An 18,528-nucleotide genomic window follows, 5' to 3' on the forward strand; every position below is an offset into this window, starting at 1 on the left:
GCATGTTCTTCAACGCAATCCTCCATACTGGATTGGAGCACCAGACTCTGAGCAGGCTCTTCATGTGCATGACCAGATAGCGGGAGGACTTCCAACTGGCGCGGCGTGCGTCGTGGATTACCCGAAAGCCTGGCTCGTAACGCAACTTGTGGTTAGCCAGGTGCATGCGCGCACAAAGGTCGTAGTCTTCGCAATACAGAAAGTAGCGGGTGTCGAATCCGCCGATCTGACGAAAGGCCGTACTGCTCACGATATAGAACATACCTGCGAACCAGCGGAACTTGTGGTCGCCGACGGAAGACTCGCCCTGAACACCGAGTCGGCGCATAAAGAGGGACCAAGGGGTGAGATTCCAACGTACGGAGTCCTCCGTGATGCCTTCAGGGTTGACCACGCAGGGTGCAACCAAGGCCGCGTTCTCTGCACGTGCGGTTTGGAGCAAGGGCGTGAATACGTCGGTGGGCAACGACAAGTCGGGATTCAGGATGGCGTACCAGTGCGTTTCGCATTTTTTAAACGCCTGGTTGTGATTGGCTCCGAAACCCAAAGGCGATGCATTTCGCACGATATCGAGGCGCAGGCGATGGAGCGGCTGTATTTCGTAGAGAAATGGTTCGCCGGGGACGTTTAGTGTGAGGATCACTTTGACGCCCGCCAGGGCCTCGATGGTGTCGAGTTGGGCGACCAATGTCTCGACAAGCGGCCCATGGCCATGACTGACGATGGAAAGGGTGAGTTGATCGGAAAGAGTCATGGGCGCACTGGGCTGATTGGAGTGGGAAGTGGCGGTGTGTTCGGCGAAACGACTCAATGGCTCTCGGAACCACCGAGACGGCGCATCTCGGCTACGGCATCGGCATAGGCCTGGATGACATCGGCTGGCGCGAGGTAGAGGCTTGGCGGTTCTTCGGCGGCGGTGGATCGTGGCAGCGCGCGAGCGAGGGCATCGACATCGGGGTGGAACTGTGCCCCCCCGCTGAAGAATTCGCGGAACACCGGTCGGTCCAGCAGGTGCACTGGCATGCCGGCGAGCAAAGCAGAAGCGATGGGCCGCCCGAAACCCTCCTGCTCTGCAACAGACGCTATTACTTCAACTTGACTCATGAATGCGTCCAGGCTTTCGTTATCACTGCGCGCGAGTTCGACGCTGACGTCCGGGAACGCGCCGCAGACCGCGCGAAGATAGGCTGTGTCATGCCCGTAGATGCGGAACGACAACTGGCGCTGCAACTCCGCGCGGCGAACCGCGACAAACAGGCGCTCGTAATTTTTCTTGGGAGAGTCGGTGCCGAGCAGACCAACTACCGGCAAAGCGCTGGCAAGAGCCGGGCGGGCGGTGCGATTTGCTGGCGCAGGAAAGCGGTTTGGAGCGAAGACCATGCGCTGCGGAGAGACGCCAAGCCCAGCCACAAACGGCTGTGCATCACTGCGATTGATGTAGCCGACGCGGCAATACGACATTGCAAGCGACAAGCGCAACAGATTCCGCTTCAAGCCGGATCTGGAACCCATTTCAAAGGGGTAGGCGTCGTGCAGAACGATCCACTGCCTGTTGATGCCGGGCAAGGGGTGCGGGGTCGGCGTGAAGAGCAGGTCGCCCCGCCAGGAGGCTTGGACCGTCTCTTTCACGTAACGGCTGGTCGAGCAGGCGACAGTCCTGCATGCAGGCAACAATTCCCGGACTGAGGCCGCGAGAGAGGGACGTACCAAAATCACTCGGACTAGATCAATATTCTCACGCAGGTAATCCAGGCCATAGAAGAAAAGGCCATTGGTGGATTTGATGTGGAAAAAATTTGCAGTGATCATGGCTGGATTTCTTAATCCTCAGCAGCGCTGTGGAGGCGGGATATGCCTGCAAGGGTTGTTGCAAATTTCGGGGTGCGCGCAAGGTCTTCCACGATCCGCCCAATTTTTGAATGACTCAGGGCGCCAACTCCACGCGCCGTCTGTGCTGAACGAAGCTCCGTCTATACAGCTCGATGCCGATGTGAAGAGCAAAAAACAGGATGGTCGAATATGCGTACAAGAATAATGCACCATACCAACCTGGTATGGCCAGTACCAACCACGAATACCATATGACGTTCAGTGAGTCATCGGTTCGTCGCAACAATATGGTTGCAAAAAATGAGACTGCGCAAAGCATGGTCACGTAGAGGACGTTGAAGACCATCAATGATGGCGCGATGAATAACCATCCGACAAACGTTGGATTGGCATTCCAGTTCACATCGGTGGAAAAGGGGTCGAGATAAGCAGCAAATGCTTGCCCGGCACTGATCTTCTGGGGACTACCGAAGAGCGTGTCGATCGCGATCCCGTGTATGCCCTCATACCAAAACGGCGCAATCAATCCTTTGTCGAAATCAAGCTGAAATATGTCTTTGAACTGATAGGAAGCGATCAAACTCGACAGGAGTTGCAGCCTGTCAAAAGCCTGCTGCATGGCGGCAAGCAGCAAGTCGCCGACATCGATCAATTGATACAAGGCGAAAAAATCCTGAATGCTGTCGCCACCGCCAATGGCCAGAAATCGAATAAATAGCTTAAAAAATAATAAGAATGGGTAAAATATTGTCAACGCTATAACTCCGTACAAGATGTGCGCGAGTTTGACTTTTCCGGCGCTGTACATTCGACAGGATTCTAGAAAAATCGCTGTCAGAACGACGCCAGACCATCCTCTGATTAAACTCGACGCGATCCAGACAAAAAAATTAAAAGTGAAATATTTAGAATCTCTGTAAGTGCCGTAAAAGACTAGAAAGAGCAAATCAACAGGGATCAACACCCAGATCTTTGAAAAAATCGAGCTATCCCGCAGTGTTGAACCGGCGACATATGTGCCCGCGCTCATGAAGTAAACAACGAAGCCGATTTGCAGGGTGGCCACAATCAGTCCGACAGGGCGCCCAAAATCAGCATGCCGCTTGTCCCCGAAAACGTTTTTTATCTTTATTTTCTGCAACGACGAGAATAAAAACACTTGAAAATAGGCATATGATGTCAGCAGCAGCAGCAGCAAAAATAATATCGCCTCGGCAGCAGGAGGAGTGACGGAATTAGACTCGCCGTACAACTGCCCACCGTTCAGAATCAGCAGGAAATAGATGACGTTGACAAGCAAGTAGAAGTCGAGCCAAATGTAACGAGCATGCATGTCGAACCCAAGTTCACTTCTTTAGTTGCTGCAAGAAAGGACGTACGCAATCGTAGATCAATGCCTTGTTGTGGTTCAAAAAATATGGCAGTGAGACGAGGAATAACTTTAGATCTAGTGCCACGAGCACGGGGGCAAGTCCAAGATAAATATTGAGGCTCACGAGCCTGAAGTCCGGATCGGTTATAGCGATCAGCTTCTTCGACTTAAGGTAATGAAGAAGTTTGACTGCGATGTGCGGAAGGATTGCAAATATCATCAGGCCGCCGGACGCGTCCAACAACGAAAAGCGTATCAAAACCTTGATCGTGTTCAATGCTAAAAATGTCGAAACTCGTTTTCCTGGGCGCAGCATCAGATTGTGCAGGAAAAATATGCAAATCAGAAACAGCAGCAACAATAGGGTTGGCACGAACCGATTTCCCTGGTGGTGATGCAGGATCATTAGCATCACTGCAATGACAGGTATTCTTGCGGACAGGAAAACAGGTACTCGAAAGCTGGAGAACTGATCGCGATCGGTCCTGCCTTCTTTTTCTTTTAGGGAGACCAAGTCGTTGTGGATATAGCCGATCTCGTATACGGAATAGACCAGCAGGAATCCAAACAGGACGGCGAGTAGCCCCCCCCCCGAGAGGCTCGATGCAATGAGAAATGGTGCCAATTCCATAAGGAACAGGCCAACAAGCTGAGGCATCGTAGGGTTCGGGTGATACCTAAGGACAAAAACGGACCCCGGAACAATACCGAAAAGGAACTCTCTCATCTTGTTTTCCTAATAAGGTGTCGGGCGGCGCTGCGGGCTTGACAAGCCAGCCGCCTTGAGGCCGGAGGTTGGGCACTGACGTCAGAGGTGTGGCTTGCTGCGTCGTTCCGTTCCATCTGAGCATCCCAGGCCCCCGGCGGCGCCCGGCGCTCGCGAAGAAACATCCTGTTTTGCGCCATTGTTGCAATGCGGAACATCTTGTTTCTTGTGAGTGTGGTGCTTGTAATGTTCGTTGAACATTTCAATCGGTGTCCGCTTGAAAGGCGTTAAGGGTGTGGCTCACACCCCGTGGCGCGCCGCCGACCGACGGTCTTCATCGTCGGCATCGGTTCGTCGTGATGAACGTGGCTCAGGCCTTTCTACGGTAGTAGTTTTTGGTAGTAATTGAATGGCCATCGATCAATATATTCTTTGCCTTGTCGAGGAAATCCAGTGTGCTATCCGAATAGATGGTTCTTATCACCATCCCTCTGGTAGTCAGCGACTTGTAGGCCTTGCTTTTTTTCGCAAGATAGTCTCGAATCAGTATGCCGCATACTGTTTTTGAAGAAATTGATTCAACCAGAAGTACGCGTGCCAGAATCGCTATCAACTTCTCGGGCGCGGCGGAAACGAGAAAAACATTTGCGCCGCTAACCTTGTATTTGCCAATTCTGCGGAGGAGCTGCTTGTTCGCGAGCGAAGCATCGGTCAACAAGTACCTAATTATCCGATCAATGTCCGCGGCGGGTATGAATGCGGTGAATAAATATTCAATTTTTCTTCTGATCGGCGGTACCAACGCAACGGCGTAAAAAAATTTAGCCAATTTGTGAATGATTTTGTACCGGGCATTCTCTTGTAGCCAACTTCTGATAACGATGTCATGCAGATCGCCGAAGACCAATGTTTTGTCCACATCGAATACTACAACATTGTCATTCATTTGCTTGGCGCTTGAAATATTCTTCAAGCCGTTGGACGGGGTCTAGGTGTTCGGCCATGCAGTGAACCGCCAAGCCGGGGACGGGTGTTATCAATCTTCGATTTAGTTTTCCTGTTAACCGGGAGAACATTTGATGATCATTCTTTGTGGAGTAGATGTATTTGAAATCCCGTTTTAACTTGTCGAACTGTACCAGAAAGCTGCCGCAGGTCGACGGTGCAGTGATCCAATGCCGGGTGCCCGTGTTGAATAGTTCCGTGCCTTGGTAGTTTTTCGGAATTTTGTATCGATCAGGATGATCGTACAAAGAAAGGTAATCAAAAGGTATTTCTGAGGCGTAGGCGTTTAGTACCTCGGTCACCCAGTCTTTGTGGTGCAAATAATCATTCTCAAGGAGATAGATGATGTCCTTATCGTCGAAATCCATTGACAATGTTTCCCGCAACAAGACCAGAGCGGCCTCGACCGCCGACTTGGTGCTCAACAGAAAAACCTGCACATTTATTTCGATCGTCTCAAGATACTTGGATAACGAGTCGGAAAGAAATTCTTCCCGGGTTCCGTTGTAATAAATGATGACCTTTACCGTATTCTTGCTTGAGTGATTTTCGATGGATTCTATCAAATTATGAAAGCACTTGTCGTGACTGAAGGAATCGGGCCGGCTTTTCTGTGGGAATCGATTGTGATCCTGGGAAATGTACACATGCCGGTAGATCACGATGATATTTCGACGACTGCCGTCGTCGATCTTTGTGCGGGTCCGCGACTTGTTCGCCGCACGCAATTGCCGATAAGCATTCCACATCGACCTGAGAAGGCTGCTTTTTTTTAGTCGGCTGACGAGTGTATGTTGACGCAGCAATTTTTCGTCAGCCGGCGTGATTCCGAGCGTGGTGCTGTTGATCTGGTAAGTCATATTGATTATTCACTCTGGGGTGTAGTACCAGTTCGTTTCTCTGCGAGGGATGGCCCCTAGTTTCAAGCATGAGGGGCGGAGGGATAGGGGCGGGCGCGAGGGTTGTACGTCAGGCCATAATCCGGCCGGGATTATGCGCGCCTCGCCGGTCTCAAAGCACCGGGGCTTTTCGGCTGGCCCCAGTGGTTGAGCCTGAGCACTGGCAGTGACGGATAGCCTCAAGCATCCATGTATCACTTCAACAGAAACCACTTCTTCTTGCATACTCAGTCCGAGGAATTGATCTGCGCGGCAGTGCGCTGTCCAAGTTGCCGGGCTAGGATCAAAGCCCATCGTAGATCCGGAGTGACATACGGTTCTGTGATCTTGAATTTCTGCGACGCTGAATGCGCCTAACGTTTCATTTCGGGAAAACGAGTGCGCAATTTTTCATAGGTTTTTTGCCTCACATATGAGGAGCCTGCCGCAGTAACGATGAAAAGCGCAAGACTTAATAGGGCGATAGAGATGGCGACAGGTAGGCGTTCATGCGACCATTGCAATAGGCAATAGGCCCCACCTCCCGCGATGCAGGGCAGGACCGCAATCGCGCCAATATCGTGCGCCAGCCACCTTGCATGCAGCCCACGCAGAAAGCTTCGGTGCACCACCGGAACCCAAAATAGAAAACTCAGAAAATTCGCGCCCAGCCATGCCCAGCCGGCGCCAATCATTCCGAATGCGGTTGCGGCCCAGATCACCGAGGGAATTAGTATGAGCACAAACAGCGCATTGCCAACCAAGTGCAACTTCAAATCACCCTTCGCGAACTGAAGATAATACGGAAACGCCGCTAGAACCAAGAAACCATTGCCTAGCGCGTACAGCGTCAAAACCGGGGCTGCCTTGCTGGCGATCTCCGCGTTGCCGGTCCAAGCCCACAGCACCTGTTCAGAGAATATTGCCAAAACCAAGGTGGCAGGGACCGCGATTACGGTGACAAGTTGTGTCGCATTGCGATATAGCGCAATAAGGCCGGCTTCGTCCTTCGCCGCAAAAAGGCAGGTCAGACGCGGAACCAGCGCAACACTGATGGGGCCGCTGATTACCATGATCCCGCTGGCCATCAGGACCGCAAGAGTAAAGTAAGCGTAGTCACCGAGCGACAGTATCCTGGACAGCACGAGTTTGTCGGTTTGCGTGACCAGCACCCAGACCGCACTTGTAAATGCAAGCGAGAGGGAAAATCTAAGTACGCCACGTAGCGGTGCCCAGTCCCATGGCCCATCCAACCTACCTTTTGACTGTGGCATCAAACGGTGTGTCTGTACTACCAGGATAGTCAACTCTGCCACAGCGACGAGCAGTTGATAGGTGAAAAAATGAACCGGTGTCGATCCAACGTAGATGAAGAACGGGATGACGAGGACGAAGCGCACCGTAGCGACCGCGCTATTGAAGCCGCTGAGCCATACCAGCCGCTCAAAGCCGGATATCACACCACGGTACAACCCGCCGACCCAACGCAGTGCGACGATGACTCCGATCAGAATGACGGCCCGCTGCACCTCGAGCAATGATAGTTCCTGCACCTTGAGCCAGTCACTGGCAACTCGACCCGAAGCGAGTCCCATAGCAAGGCCGCCGAGAACCGCTGTTCCGACAAATATGCCCTCCAGGGCCCTAAGCATTCGGCGCAAGCTGACGGCATCCGTAGCTCCACCATTAAACCGCGCGGTCTCACGTGACATGGTTGGGGTCAAACCCATGTCGATTAACTGAAACCACGCCTGAAGCATAGCGAAGAAGCCAACCAGCCCGTACGCTTCGGCACCCATATAAGTGACATAGAGCGGCACCATGACGATGCCGATCAGCGTCACATAGATCTGGCTGGCATAGTTGGCAAGAATGTTTTTCTTGAGAGACAAGGTGGAGAAATTCTATTTTATTCGTCTAGTTTTTTTTCTACGAAAACGGATGTATCCGTTTCCGATGCAATTGAAAATCCCAGTCTTCTGTAGAGAGTTATTACCCGCGGGTTGGTCTTGTAGATTTCTAATCTGAATACTTTGAATTCGCTCTTCTTCAAGAAATCAAGGGTCGACTTGATCAAATTCGGACCCAGCCCGTAAATTCTATGCGTTGCCGCTACTGCAAGCATGGTTCCGTAAGCTACCCTGTTGACCGCGTCGGTGCAGTAGACCGCCATCACTGCGACTAATGCCCCCTTGTCATGAACGGAAAAAATGGTGGCCTTATTGTATAGTTTGTTTGAATATTCAGTCAAATCCACTGACGACGAAAGGGGTGGGACAAAGTCGCCATCAATTTCCTTCAATAGGCCTTCAATTTCTAGCGGAAAATTCATGGTCTAAGCCCCTATGTTAAAAAAGACAATGATTGAAGCGCATAGCTTTTCGACGTCTTCGGTCGTAGTGTCTTGGTGGACCGGCAAATTCAATATTTCGCTTGCAATGGAGTGCGATTCAGGGTGCTCCGATGCATGAATTTCATCTATCATCCTGTAATACAGCGCTGTTGTTGGCATGCCCTGGTGCATCAGATGAAAATATAGGGCTTCGCGCCTTGAATTCCTTACTCGTATTGCAAACGTCTGCGGTATCTCGTCGCTGGCGAGGGCGAACATGATTTCAATCTGCGTGACCGGTGCCAGCAATTGCGCATATAGCTCATAGTTGCAGCGCCTGACTCGCTTGACTGCTTCGAAATCGGTCAACGCATACTGCGCGACTACGGCGATGTCGGCAGCGGCTTCGGGCGGCAAGGGCAGTAATTCAAGAGTCTTGATATTGGTTTTTAGGAAGCCGCCGCTGTCGGTTGCGATGTACTTGTGCAAGGAGTAGAAGGCGAAATCCCCGACTTGCCCCAATGTTGATTTTGAAGCCTCCAAATGAAAGGCGTGTGCACAGTCCTCCACCAGTATTGCATTGGCAGAGCTACATAATCGCTTGATCGCCGCTATATCGCTCCGACAGAATCCAAAATAGTGAATGATGAGAATGATGTTGACATCATTTGTCAGTTGCTTCTCGAAGTCGGCGAGATCGACGCTAAGATCGCTGTTGATTTTGTAGAAGCAGTAATCTGCCTCATTCTCGGAAACAGGATCGAAGACGCCGGAGCCTTCGCGCTCGGTAAATCCTATATAGGCGGGCAAAAGGACTTTTGCCCGCCTTGAGCCGGACAGGCTCTTTATGATGTGGCCCCAAGCAGCACGGGCACTTTTGGTAAAGTGCCCGGTCAGCGCATAATTAGTCTTGTTGACTGCTGATTTCGTAATCATCTGGTGCTGCCATCGCTTTACAGCAAATAGGTGTCGTCAATTAGGGCGCGAATCTGCTCTGGCTCGTTGAACATCATCGCATCGATGATTGATAGCCCCGGCTCAAATAAGCCTCGACGCTGGCTGTATGGCGTCAGATTGTTGCCCATGAAGCTGATGGAAATCCCAGCGGCATCGAACTGCTCTTGCTTGAATATATCGACACCGCCGACGGGGTTGATGTATTCGGTGCCGGCCAGGCATTTTGTGATGTTGAGTGCCCACTCACCGGGGTGATTCACTGGTTCGATTTGGAGTTGCATTGTGCTGAATACGTCGATATGGATTTGGATCCCAATGTACTTGCAGGTTTCAAAAAGTATGTTCCTATTTAGCTCGACGATGCTGCTGGTATCGAGGCCTATCGATTTTTTTACCACTTCGATTGTTTCCGCGTAGAAGGGCGACTTCTTCTTGTAATGCTCAAGCTGACGCAGGATCCTGTCGCGCCAATCGTCCGCTGATTTAATTCGTACCTGGTCGATTTTTGTTCCCAGTGAGACCTTCTCAAGCGGCACCGAAATGTATTGCCAGCCCTCGACCGGTTTAAGTATACGGTTACGTTCGATCCAGCCATGGCGAATGAATTGAACATCGTCAAACAGAATGAATCGGTCTGATTTCCTTATCAGGCTGTAGTAGCCAAGATAAGGAAAAAAGTAGGGCTGCATGATTGAATACTTCATGCTTGCAGTCCTCCACGTATACATGACACTACTTGCGTAATATTTTCCGAAGTCAAGTTTGGATAAATTGGCAAGCACATAATTTTCTGCGCTGCACTGTTCGCCACTGGCAGGTTGTCACGATGGGCCGATGGGAAACCCCGGTACATGGGGAAATCAGTTATCAGCGGATAGAAATAGCGGCGAGCCAAGATGTTGTGGCTTTTGAGCTTTTGGTACAACTCGTCACGGCTCAACGGATAGTCGTCCTCTACCAGGATTGGAAAATAGGAGTGGTTGGCTGCAAATTCACCAGGTTCCCCAAGGCAGCGAATCCCTTTTATGCTCTTCAATTGCACTCGATAAGCAGCGTCGATTTCTTTGCGGCTATCAAGGGCACGGGCGATGTGTTTAAGTTGCAACATGCCAAAGGCAGCATTTATCTCACTCATTTTGCCGTTAATGCCGGGGGCCACTACGGTGACCTCGTCAACAAAGCCAAAGTTCTTCAGCTGATCGATACGCAGTTTAGTTTTTGCGTCCGGACATATGATCGCGCCGCCTTCAAAGGTATTAAAGACTTTTGTGGCGTGAAAGCTCAGTACTGAAAGGTCTCCATGATTCAGTACGCTTCCGCTATCATCGGTCACACCGAAGGCATGGGCTGCATCGTAGATAATGCGTAAATTGTAGTTGTCGGCAATTTTTTGGATGGCATCTACGTCGCAGGGGCGCCCATAGCAATGCACCGGCATGATGGCCGTAGTATTGGGGCTGATTGCTGCCTCAATTTTGGCTGGATCGATGTTGAGTGTGTCAGGATCTACGTCCACAAACACGGGTTTGATTCCGTTCCACAAGAGCGAATGTGCGGTGGCTACAAATGAATACGGCGTGGTGATGACTTCACCATTAACCCGCAAAGCTTGCAGCGCAGTGACGAGTGCAATAGTGGCGTTGGTAAACAGGGAGATGTGTTTGACGCCCAAGTAGCTACAAAGTGCTTCTTCCAACTGTTGGTGGAAGGGGCCGCCATTGGTCAAAATTTTGTTTTCCCAAATTTTTTCCAGGTATGGGATGAATTCTTCTAGCGGCGGCAAATAGGGTTGGGTGACGTATATAGGCTTGGTCATTACTGAAAATTACTCTCGGTTGGTGGCGGCTTAGGCAAGTGCACAGTCAGGACTGCTGCCGATTTCACTGTTTTTGGTTCACGCGGCACACGGCGATAGGCCGACGCCTTGGCCAATTGGGTGTGATTCCACCTAGCAACTTTAGCGGGAACCATTTTGCCTCGGTGCCTTGGCTGGTTCGGCTTTAGCTTTCCTCCAGAAATTTCCCACCAGAACCCAAATTACAAAGGCAAAGAATGTGACGACAGTGGTGCTCGCTGCGATCGACGCTCGCTTGGGTTTACTCTTCCATTCGGCCGGTGTTGCCACGTCAACCACCTGTATCACTGCACCTTCGCGGCTTTCATCTAGGCGTGCGATTTCAAACTGTTTGGAGAACAACTCGAACAACGTCTCCTGATATTTGAATTCGCGGTAGCGGCTGATGTAATCGCTGTCTTTACTGTTGTTATTGGCACTAGTTGCTTCTAGTTTGCTGAGCTGAGCTCGCAGCGCACCGAGCAAGGTCGCCTGTTGTTGAATTTCCGGCGCCGTTTCTGCCAACCCGCGACGCATGGTCTGTAGACGCACTTCGGTTGCAGTGATTTGCGCCCTGAGGGTGGCATAGCCTTCTGCAGCGACCTTGGGCTCGATCTTCAGTGCTCCCGGATTGAAACCGCTGCTTTGCAAAATCCGCTGCGCGTCAGCCAATTTAAGTTGTGTGCGTTTCAATTCACCTTCGAAGAATGCGCGGCGTTGCTGTGCTTCCGTGAGTGCGAGTTCACCCGTCAGTCGGCGCAACTCGGCCACATGTTGGTTGGCCATATCAGCTGCCATCTTCGGGTCTTTCGAATCAGCCTCGACAGAAATCAAACCGTCTTTCTTACCCAGCGCGATACGAACGTTTTGTTCCAACTCCTTGCGAGCCTCAAATCGATACTTGGATTTGTAGGCCTCCATAAGCTTGAACTGATCAATTATTCGATCTTGTACGTTGACGCTTTGCATCAGCGCCACATACTGATCGCTAGGGCTCTTGATGCCACTAATTCCGCCAGCTAATCCTGACAAAGCCCCCAAAGATGCAAGCGCCGAGGCGGCCGAACTCTGCTGCTGTTGCGGTGGCAAAAAAGTTGTCTTTGCCGTGTAGGTCGGTGCGATCAAATAGGTCGCACAGAGTGCAATTGCGCCAGCAGCGATAGGGGCAATGACCAATAAGCGCCAGCGCGCTGCCAGGATCGTCAGCAGGTCCAGGAGCTCAATGCCGTCTTCTCCCTGCGCGTCTGTAGGAACAACTTGGGCTTGCGTTGGATTCACTTGAGTCACAGCTAAATGGGTTCCGTAGTCGCGATCAGTCCATCAATCAATTAATCAACCGACTGATCAGCTGATCAATTAATTCTTGAGGGTCTTCAGCGCTGCAGCACCCAAGGCGAACTGCGCAAGAATTTGCGTCCAGTCCTTGGCCTCTTGCATGAAGGTGGTCTTGTCCATTTCTTCGGGCACGAAGACGGTGTCGCCGGGTTCGGCGGCTAGGCTTTCCACGCCGCCTGATGTGAGCCATCCTCCCCCGCCTTGCCTTGCGCTGACGACGCTGCCGTTGGCGCGGACTACAAAAGTGCTGCCGTTGTCAGCACCCTTGGTCGGACCACCGGCAAGCTTCATGAAGTCGCCGACTGAGTTGCCTTGAGCGTACAAGTAGCTGCCGCCGTTGAAAACGCTGCCAAAGACACCGATGCTGCTTGGGCGTGGCGGGATTTGAATCCGGTCGCCGTCCTCGACGATAAAGTCAGGTAGGCTGCTGGCTGTTGGGGGCAATTGCAAGACTATGCGGCCGGTGGGCTTAACGGCCCGCAGTGTTTCCAATAGTCGATCACTGCTTTGCGCTTTTGCGGCCTGAGCGGCGGAATCTGTGCTAGCGGTAATTTTTTGACTGGCGCTTTTGCGCGTGAACTCTGCCTCGAGGTTGCGCAATGCTCGGTTGTAGTTTTCGGTCTGAGTGATACGCACGCTTTCACGGCTGAAATCAGTGCCGTAGAGATATGCCCCTGGCGTCAATCCGCCTGCTGCCTTGACGGCGTCGGCCAACGTACTGCTTGCTGGCAATATGAATTCGCCCGGCCGCTGCACTTCGCCTTCCACCTTGACGCGCTTACTCTGTCGGTGCTGCGGCAAAGTCGCTTCGACGCTGCTGAAGGCGCGCAATACATCACCGTCACGTGGCTTGTCTTTGATTTGCATCGGCAAGGGGACTTCGATGATGCGAGCCTCATTGCGTGCGTCGAGGCGTTCCAGCGTGAATCGGCTGCGGTCGGCGACTGCGCTGAACCCACCGGCCATGGCGAGCACGTCGGCTAAGGTGTCTTGCGCCTTGAGTTCAAAAATGGCCGGCTTGTTGACGCTGCCGATCAACGCAACTTGTGGGCCGACCGGCCCGATATGGACAACGTCGTCGGCCTGCAGGGTTTGGTCGGCGGTCTTGTTGCCGTTAATCAGCAGGTCATAGAAATCGAAGCTGCTGATGGTTCTGCCGGCGCGGCGCAACTCGATTTGGCGGAAGCTGCCGGCCGCTGAGGGTCCGCCGGCTTGCATTAGGCCGTTGACCAGTGTTGTCAGCCCGCTGACATGGTAGGCGCCAGGCCGCTGGGTGAAGCCGGTGACATAGATGCGGATGCTGCGGAGGCGGCCGAGCGAGGCGGAGAGTTGGTAGTTGCGGAAAACTTGGCCGACGCGCTGTTCGATGGTGGGCGCGAGGTCGATGTAGCGCACGCCCGCTACCCGGACGGGGCCGATGCGGGGCAAGGTGATGCGGCCGCTGCGATCGACGATCAAACGCAGATCGGCTTCGACGGAGCCCCAGAGCGTGAGCAGAATTTCATCACCTACGCTGATGACGTAGTCTTGTGGAATTTGGCCGGCACCCTCCTGAGCCAAGTTCTCGCGACCTGAGGAATTCATCAGCTCTGATCCAAAGCGGCGGATCTTTTCTTCGCCCACTATTGAGCGCTGGACATAGCTCTCAAATTCGCTCGGGATCCATGGCGCCGGCCGTGTTTCGAATCTGGGGTGTTGCGTGAGGGGTTCAGTCAAGTTTGCCTGTAAGTCGAGGCTTGGGTTCGCGTCAGCGCTAGGCCGCGCAGCTTCGCGAAGCCGTACCGGGCTGCCGGCTTGGTTCGCGTCCTCAGGCATCGGGCCAGTGGCGGCGTGAGCCGTCATGTGTGTGATTAACAGCTGCGCCAAGGCAAGTGCCGTAACGCCAGTTAGTCTGAACAAGCTTTTTCCAATCGGAGAAGTTGCCTGCGCAACTTCGCGTGAGTGCTGCTCGTCGACTGCCGATTGCCAAATTTCGCTGACCTTCATTTACTCTCGCTCGGTGTTGTTCTACAAGTGCCTACCTGGTGAAGGTACTTGACGGCGGAGCGGATTCTAGCCGGCGTTCGGCTGCGACTCGGGGAAAGCCCGCTGGTCACTGGCTACACTTGCGGCCATGCTTCATCTACTGGTTCCTTTTTTCATCGCGACCGGGATCACCCTGTTCGTGATCCATTCGGTTCGCGCGCATGGGCATTTGTCCGCAGACACCGATTTGTCTGGGCCGCAAAAGTTCCACGCCACTGCGGTGCCGCGCGTCGGCGGCATCGGCATGTACTTTGGTTTGCTGGCTTTGGCACTAATGGTTTGGTTCAAGGGCGGGGTTGATGCCAAACTCGGATTTCTGCTGCTTCTATGCGGCCTACCGGCCTTTGCTGTCGGATTGATTGAGGACTTGACCAAGGCTGTGTCGCCAGCCAAACGCTTGCTGGCGACGGCGGTATCTGGCGCATTGGCATTTTGGCTGCTGGAGGCCCAGATCACCCGCACCGATATTCCTGGGCTTGACTGGGTTGTTGCTACGACAGCGGGATCCTTGGTGGCTACGGTGTTTGCCGTGGCCGGCGTGGCGAACTCGGTCAACATCATTGATGGCTTCAATGGGCTGTCATCGATGTGCGTCAGCTTGATGTTGATGACTTTTGGTTTTATCGCGTTCCAGGTTGGCGATATTGAGTTGGCGCTGTGGGCGCTGGCGGGCGTTGGGGCGATCTTGGGGTTTTTTGTCTGGAATTTCCCGGCCGGGCTGATTTTTCTCGGTGACGGAGGAGCCTATTTTTTAGGCTTCTTCATGGCTGAAATTGGCATCCTGTTGATCGCGCGCCACCCCCAGGTGTCGCCTCTTTTCCCTTTGACGGTTTGTATTTACCCGGTGTTTGAAACCCTGTTCTCGGTCTACCGCCGCCGCTTTATCCGCGCTGCACCATCCGGTGAGCCCGACGGCATTCACCTGCATTCGCTGATTTATCGGCGTTTGATGCGCTGGGCGGTCGGTGCACGTGATGCGCGGGCGATGACTAGACGCAATTCGATGACGGCGCCTTATCTCTGGACCTTGTGTGTCTCCTCGTTGGTTCCGGCCTTGTTGTTCTGGGATTCGACGCCGATGTTGCTTGCCTGTATGTTGCTATTTGGCGTGACCTATGTGGGTCTTTATTGGCGGATCGTTCGCTTCCGGACACCTCGTTGGATGGTGTTTCGCGGCGATGTAATGGGGCGCCAAGCAGCATCACTTGTCGCTAAAACCCCAGACAAACCCGAGTGAATTTCGCGTATAGCGGATAATCGGCGGATGACCGACACCCAAATCACGCAAGCTGCTCCTGAACCCACCCCGGCGCGTTTCGATACGCTGCCTCTCGACGCCAAGCTTTTGCGCGCCGTTGCCGACTCAGGTTACGCCCTGATGACGCCGATTCAGGCCAAGGCCATTCCTATCGTTTTGGAGGGGCGCGACGTCATGGGTGCGGCACAGACCGGCACCGGCAAGACGGCCGCGTTTTCGATTCCCTTGCTGCAGCGCATGCTCAAGCATGAGAACGCCAGCGCCTCGCCGGCGCGACATCCTGTGCGTGCTTTGGTTCTGGCGCCGACGCGTGAGTTGGCTGATCAGGTCGCCAACAACATCAAGGCCTATGCCAAGCACACCAATCTGAGAGTGACGGTGGTTTTTGGCGGCATCGACATGAAGCCTCAGACCGCCATTCTGAAGGGCGGCGTCGAGGTTTTGATCGCTACGCCGGGCCGCTTGCTTGACCATATCGAGGCCAAGAACTGCGTATTGAATCAAGTCGAGTATGTGGTGCTGGACGAGGCCGACCGCATGCTGGACATCGGCTTCTTGCCCGACCTGCAGCGTATCCTGAGCTTCTTGCCCAAGGCGCGCCAGACCTTGCTGTTCTCCGCGACGTTTTCGCCCGAGATCAAGCGCTTGGCGCAGAGCTATCTGCAAGACCCCTTGCTGGTAGAAGTGGCTCGGCCAAACGCCACCGCCACCAACGTCGAGCAGGTGTTCTATAGCGTTACCGATGATGAAAAGCGTTTGGCCGTCACCCAGACTTTGCGTCAACGCGGCATCAAGCAGGCGATTGTGTTCGTCAATTCGAAGCTTGGCGCGGCGCGCCTGGCTCGTTCCTTCGAGCGCGATGGTTTGCGTACCTCGGCCCTGCATGGCGACAAGTCGCAAGACGAGCGTTTGAAGTCATTGGAGGCCTTCAAGGCCGGCGAGGTTGATATCTTGGTGGCCACCGATGTGGCGGCGCGCGGTCTGGATATCGCCGATTTGCCGGCGGTATTCAATTTCGACGTGCCATTCAATGCGGAGGACTATGTTCACCGCATTGGCCGCACGGGCCGTGCCGGCGCTTCGGGTGTGGCCGTGACCTTGGTGACTCGTTCAGACGCGCGCTTGATGGCCGATCTCGAGAAGCTGCTCAAGCGGACGATCGAGTTGTCGCCGATCGAGTTGGAAGATACGCGCCCTGGTACGCGCCCCGAGCGGTCGGAGCGGTCGGAGCGTCCTCAGCGCGCGCCGCGCGAATGGGATGCGCGCCCGGCCGATTCAGCGGCAGTTGCGCCTGCGGCCGCTCAGCGCCCTTCTTATCGTGCGCCGAGTCAGCCGCGTGATGCTTTTTTTGACAAGCCCTATGAGGCCAGCGCTGGTGCCGAGTTGCCCGCCTGGGACAAGGGCGCTGGCGGCGCGTCGCCTGCTCCCCGAGGCTTGTCGGCCAATATCAGGCCTAAGCGCAAGGTGGCGGCGCTGTTTGGTGCCAAGCCCGCAGCTAGCGCGCTGGAGTCCTGAGCCTTGACTTGGGAATGCCTCCGACTCGCTTCATTACCCAAGTAGAGCAAATACCGCCGGAATCTTGTCCGGCAGTGACTCGCCCGAGCTGCGCCATTGCTCCACCGTCGCGCTGCGAGTCCAGCCTTGTTCAAGGCTGAGGCCGCAACTGATGGACAGGCGAGTTTGGGGTCTGAGTGTGCTCAGGAGCGCCTGAAGCAGGGTCGAGTTGCGGTAGGGCGTCTCTATCATCAGCTGCGTCTGCTGCTGGCGTGTCGACAAGGCCTCAAGCTCGCGAATGCGCGCGGCGCGCGCGGGTACCTCGACCGGCAAATAGCCGACAAAGGCAAAGCTCTGCCCGTTCAAGCCGCTCGCGGATAGTGCCATCAGCAAGGCACTTGGCCCGCTCAAGGGGATCACCTCAATGTCTGCCTCATGGGCAGCCGCCACGAGTAGCGCGCCGGGGTCGGCCACCGCCGGCAGTCCTGCCTCCGAGATCAAGCCCAGGTCGTGGCCCGCCAAGGCCGGAGCGAGCAGGGCGTTCCAGGCTTGATTCTGGCTGGCCGCATCGTTCGAGCGGCCTTTGGGTGCTCGCGGCAGTTCGGTGATTTGCAGGCTTTGCAGCGCTTGATTCAGCGGCACCAAGGCGTCGACCCGCTTTAGAAATGAGCGCGTTGTCTTGGCGCTTTCGGCGGCCCAATATTCGAGTCGGGCGGCTGTTTGAATGATGTGCATAGGCAGCACTTGCTGCAGATCGACGGCGGCACCTTCGACGCCGAAGTCCAGCGTATTCGGAACCAGATAGAGGCGTCCCTTTTTCATGCTGAGCTCCCATTCTTTAAGACGAGTAGTGGATCAAGGCCAGCTTGGCGAAGCAATTGGCTGGTGCGTATCAGGGGCAGGCCGATCAAGGCACTCGGGTCGTCGGACTCAATCGACGCGAGCAGGGCGATGCCCAGGCCTTCGGACTTGGCGCTGCCTGCGCAGTCATAGGGCTGCTCGGCATTGAGGTAATTCTCTATTTCTACGGCGCTCAGGCTTCTGAATTGCACGCGCACCGGAGCGATGTCACCGGCGCTGAAACCGGACTCCGCGCAGACTACGGCGACGGCGGTGTGGAACACGACCGATTGGCCACTCATCGCGCTCAGTTGCTCGACTGCACGCGCATGCGTGCCGGGCTTGCCTATTGCCTGACCATTCAGGTCGGCGACTTGGTCGGAGCCGATCACGATGGCCCGAGGGAATTGCTTGGCGACCGCTTGGGCCTTGGCCATGGCCAGTCGGGCAGCCAATTGCACCGGCGCTTCGCCTGGTCGGGTGGATTCATCCAAATCCGGGGCGAAAACTTCAAACGGCATGCGCAGACGCTCCAGTAGTTCGCGCCGATAGCGAGAACTGGAGCCGAGGATAAGGGGTCGAGAGGGGAGGGTGACATTCATCCGGTCATTTTCGCATTGCTAACCGTCACCGAGCCCTGGTAGTTCGCTGGGCCACCTACA

The 18,528-nt window shown here is 54.2% G+C and carries 17 protein-coding genes; 2 read left to right on the forward strand and 15 right to left on the reverse strand.

Annotated features, from left to right (window positions below; genetic code table 11):
* From LNV07_RS17515 to LNV07_RS17575, 13 genes are all read right to left on the reverse strand, one after another.
* Nucleotides 1–754: glycosyltransferase (locus LNV07_RS17515; protein WP_263572470.1), on the reverse strand; the 754-nt coding region annotated here is incomplete at its 3' end.
* A 53-nt stretch (nt 755–807) separates the two neighbouring features.
* Nucleotides 808–1,809 carry a glycosyltransferase family protein gene (locus LNV07_RS17520; RefSeq protein ID WP_263572471.1) on the reverse strand — a complete coding sequence of 334 codons (1,002 nt, stop codon included), beginning with the start codon at nt 1,807–1,809 and terminating at the stop codon, nt 808–810.
* A gap of 115 nt (nt 1,810–1,924) precedes the next feature.
* Nucleotides 1,925–3,163, reverse strand: a complete 1,239-nt coding sequence (wzy, locus tag LNV07_RS17525) for an oligosaccharide repeat unit polymerase (RefSeq protein ID WP_263572472.1) — start codon at nt 3,161–3,163, stop codon at nt 1,925–1,927.
* 13 nt (nt 3,164–3,176) lie between these two features.
* Nucleotides 3,177–3,929 carry a hypothetical protein gene (locus LNV07_RS17530; protein WP_263572473.1) on the reverse strand — a complete coding sequence of 251 codons (753 nt, stop codon included), beginning with the start codon at nt 3,927–3,929 and terminating at the stop codon, nt 3,177–3,179.
* A gap of 349 nt (nt 3,930–4,278) precedes the next feature.
* Complete coding sequence (locus LNV07_RS17535; RefSeq protein WP_263572474.1) at nt 4,279–4,854, reverse strand: haloacid dehalogenase-like hydrolase; 576 nt, start codon at nt 4,852–4,854, stop codon at nt 4,279–4,281.
* The gene (locus LNV07_RS17540; protein ID WP_263572475.1) at nt 4,847–5,773 is read right to left on the reverse strand and encodes a hypothetical protein; all 927 of its coding nucleotides are present in this window, start codon (nt 5,771–5,773) and stop codon (nt 4,847–4,849) included. Before LNV07_RS17540 ends, LNV07_RS17535 begins: the two co-directional genes overlap by 8 nt.
* 392 nt (nt 5,774–6,165) lie before the next feature.
* On the reverse strand, nt 6,166–7,683 hold the full coding sequence (locus LNV07_RS17545) for an oligosaccharide flippase family protein (RefSeq protein WP_263572476.1): 1,518 nt from the start codon (nt 7,681–7,683) through the stop codon (nt 6,166–6,168).
* A gap of 17 nt (nt 7,684–7,700) precedes the next feature.
* Entirely contained in the window at nt 7,701–8,123 is a 423-nt protein-coding gene (locus LNV07_RS17550) for a GNAT family N-acetyltransferase (RefSeq protein ID WP_263572477.1), read from the reverse strand.
* A 3-nt stretch (nt 8,124–8,126) separates the two neighbouring features.
* Nucleotides 8,127–9,059, reverse strand: coding sequence for a DegT/DnrJ/EryC1/StrS family aminotransferase (locus LNV07_RS17555; RefSeq protein WP_263572478.1), 933 nt, complete (start codon nt 9,057–9,059; stop codon nt 8,127–8,129).
* 17 nt (nt 9,060–9,076) lie between these two features.
* On the reverse strand, nt 9,077–9,784 hold the full coding sequence (locus tag LNV07_RS17560; RefSeq protein WP_263572479.1) for a WbqC family protein: 708 nt from the start codon (nt 9,782–9,784) through the stop codon (nt 9,077–9,079).
* Nucleotides 9,781–10,896 (reverse strand): DegT/DnrJ/EryC1/StrS family aminotransferase, encoded by a 1,116-nt coding sequence (locus LNV07_RS17565; protein ID WP_263572480.1) that lies wholly within the window; start codon nt 10,894–10,896, stop codon nt 9,781–9,783. Before LNV07_RS17565 ends, LNV07_RS17560 begins: the two co-directional genes overlap by 4 nt.
* 141 nt (nt 10,897–11,037) lie before the next feature.
* Nucleotides 11,038–12,201 (reverse strand): Wzz/FepE/Etk N-terminal domain-containing protein, encoded by a 1,164-nt coding sequence (locus tag LNV07_RS17570; protein ID WP_263572481.1) that lies wholly within the window; start codon nt 12,199–12,201, stop codon nt 11,038–11,040.
* Nucleotides 12,202–12,270: 69 nt separating this feature from the next.
* A complete protein-coding gene (locus LNV07_RS17575; RefSeq protein ID WP_263572482.1) occupies nt 12,271–13,833 on the reverse strand; it encodes an SLBB domain-containing protein in 1,563 nt (520 codons plus the stop codon).
* 529 nt (nt 13,834–14,362) lie between these two features.
* On the opposite strand from LNV07_RS17575, the gene LNV07_RS17580 reads away from it, so the two are divergent.
* Complete coding sequence (locus LNV07_RS17580; RefSeq protein WP_263572483.1) at nt 14,363–15,511, forward strand: MraY family glycosyltransferase; 1,149 nt, start codon at nt 14,363–14,365, stop codon at nt 15,509–15,511.
* A 27-nt stretch (nt 15,512–15,538) separates the two neighbouring features.
* Nucleotides 15,539–17,047, forward strand: coding sequence for a DEAD/DEAH box helicase (locus LNV07_RS17585; protein ID WP_263572484.1), 1,509 nt, complete (start codon nt 15,539–15,541; stop codon nt 17,045–17,047).
* Nucleotides 17,048–17,080: 33 nt separating this feature from the next.
* On the opposite strand, the gene LNV07_RS17590 is transcribed toward LNV07_RS17585, so the two are convergent.
* On the reverse strand, nt 17,081–17,848 hold the full coding sequence (locus tag LNV07_RS17590; protein ID WP_263572485.1) for an SAM-dependent methyltransferase: 768 nt from the start codon (nt 17,846–17,848) through the stop codon (nt 17,081–17,083).
* Nucleotides 17,845–18,468: a Maf family nucleotide pyrophosphatase gene (locus tag LNV07_RS17595; protein WP_263572486.1), complete on the reverse strand. Its 624-nt coding sequence runs from the start codon at nt 18,466–18,468 to the stop codon at nt 17,845–17,847. The genes LNV07_RS17590 and LNV07_RS17595 overlap by 4 nt, the downstream gene beginning before the upstream one ends.
* Nucleotides 18,469–18,528: the final 60 nt, after the last annotated feature.

This window comes from Roseateles oligotrophus, from assembly GCF_025717515.1.
In the GTDB taxonomy this organism is placed as follows: domain Bacteria; phylum Pseudomonadota; class Gammaproteobacteria; order Burkholderiales; family Burkholderiaceae_C; genus Paucibacter_A; species Paucibacter_A oligotrophus.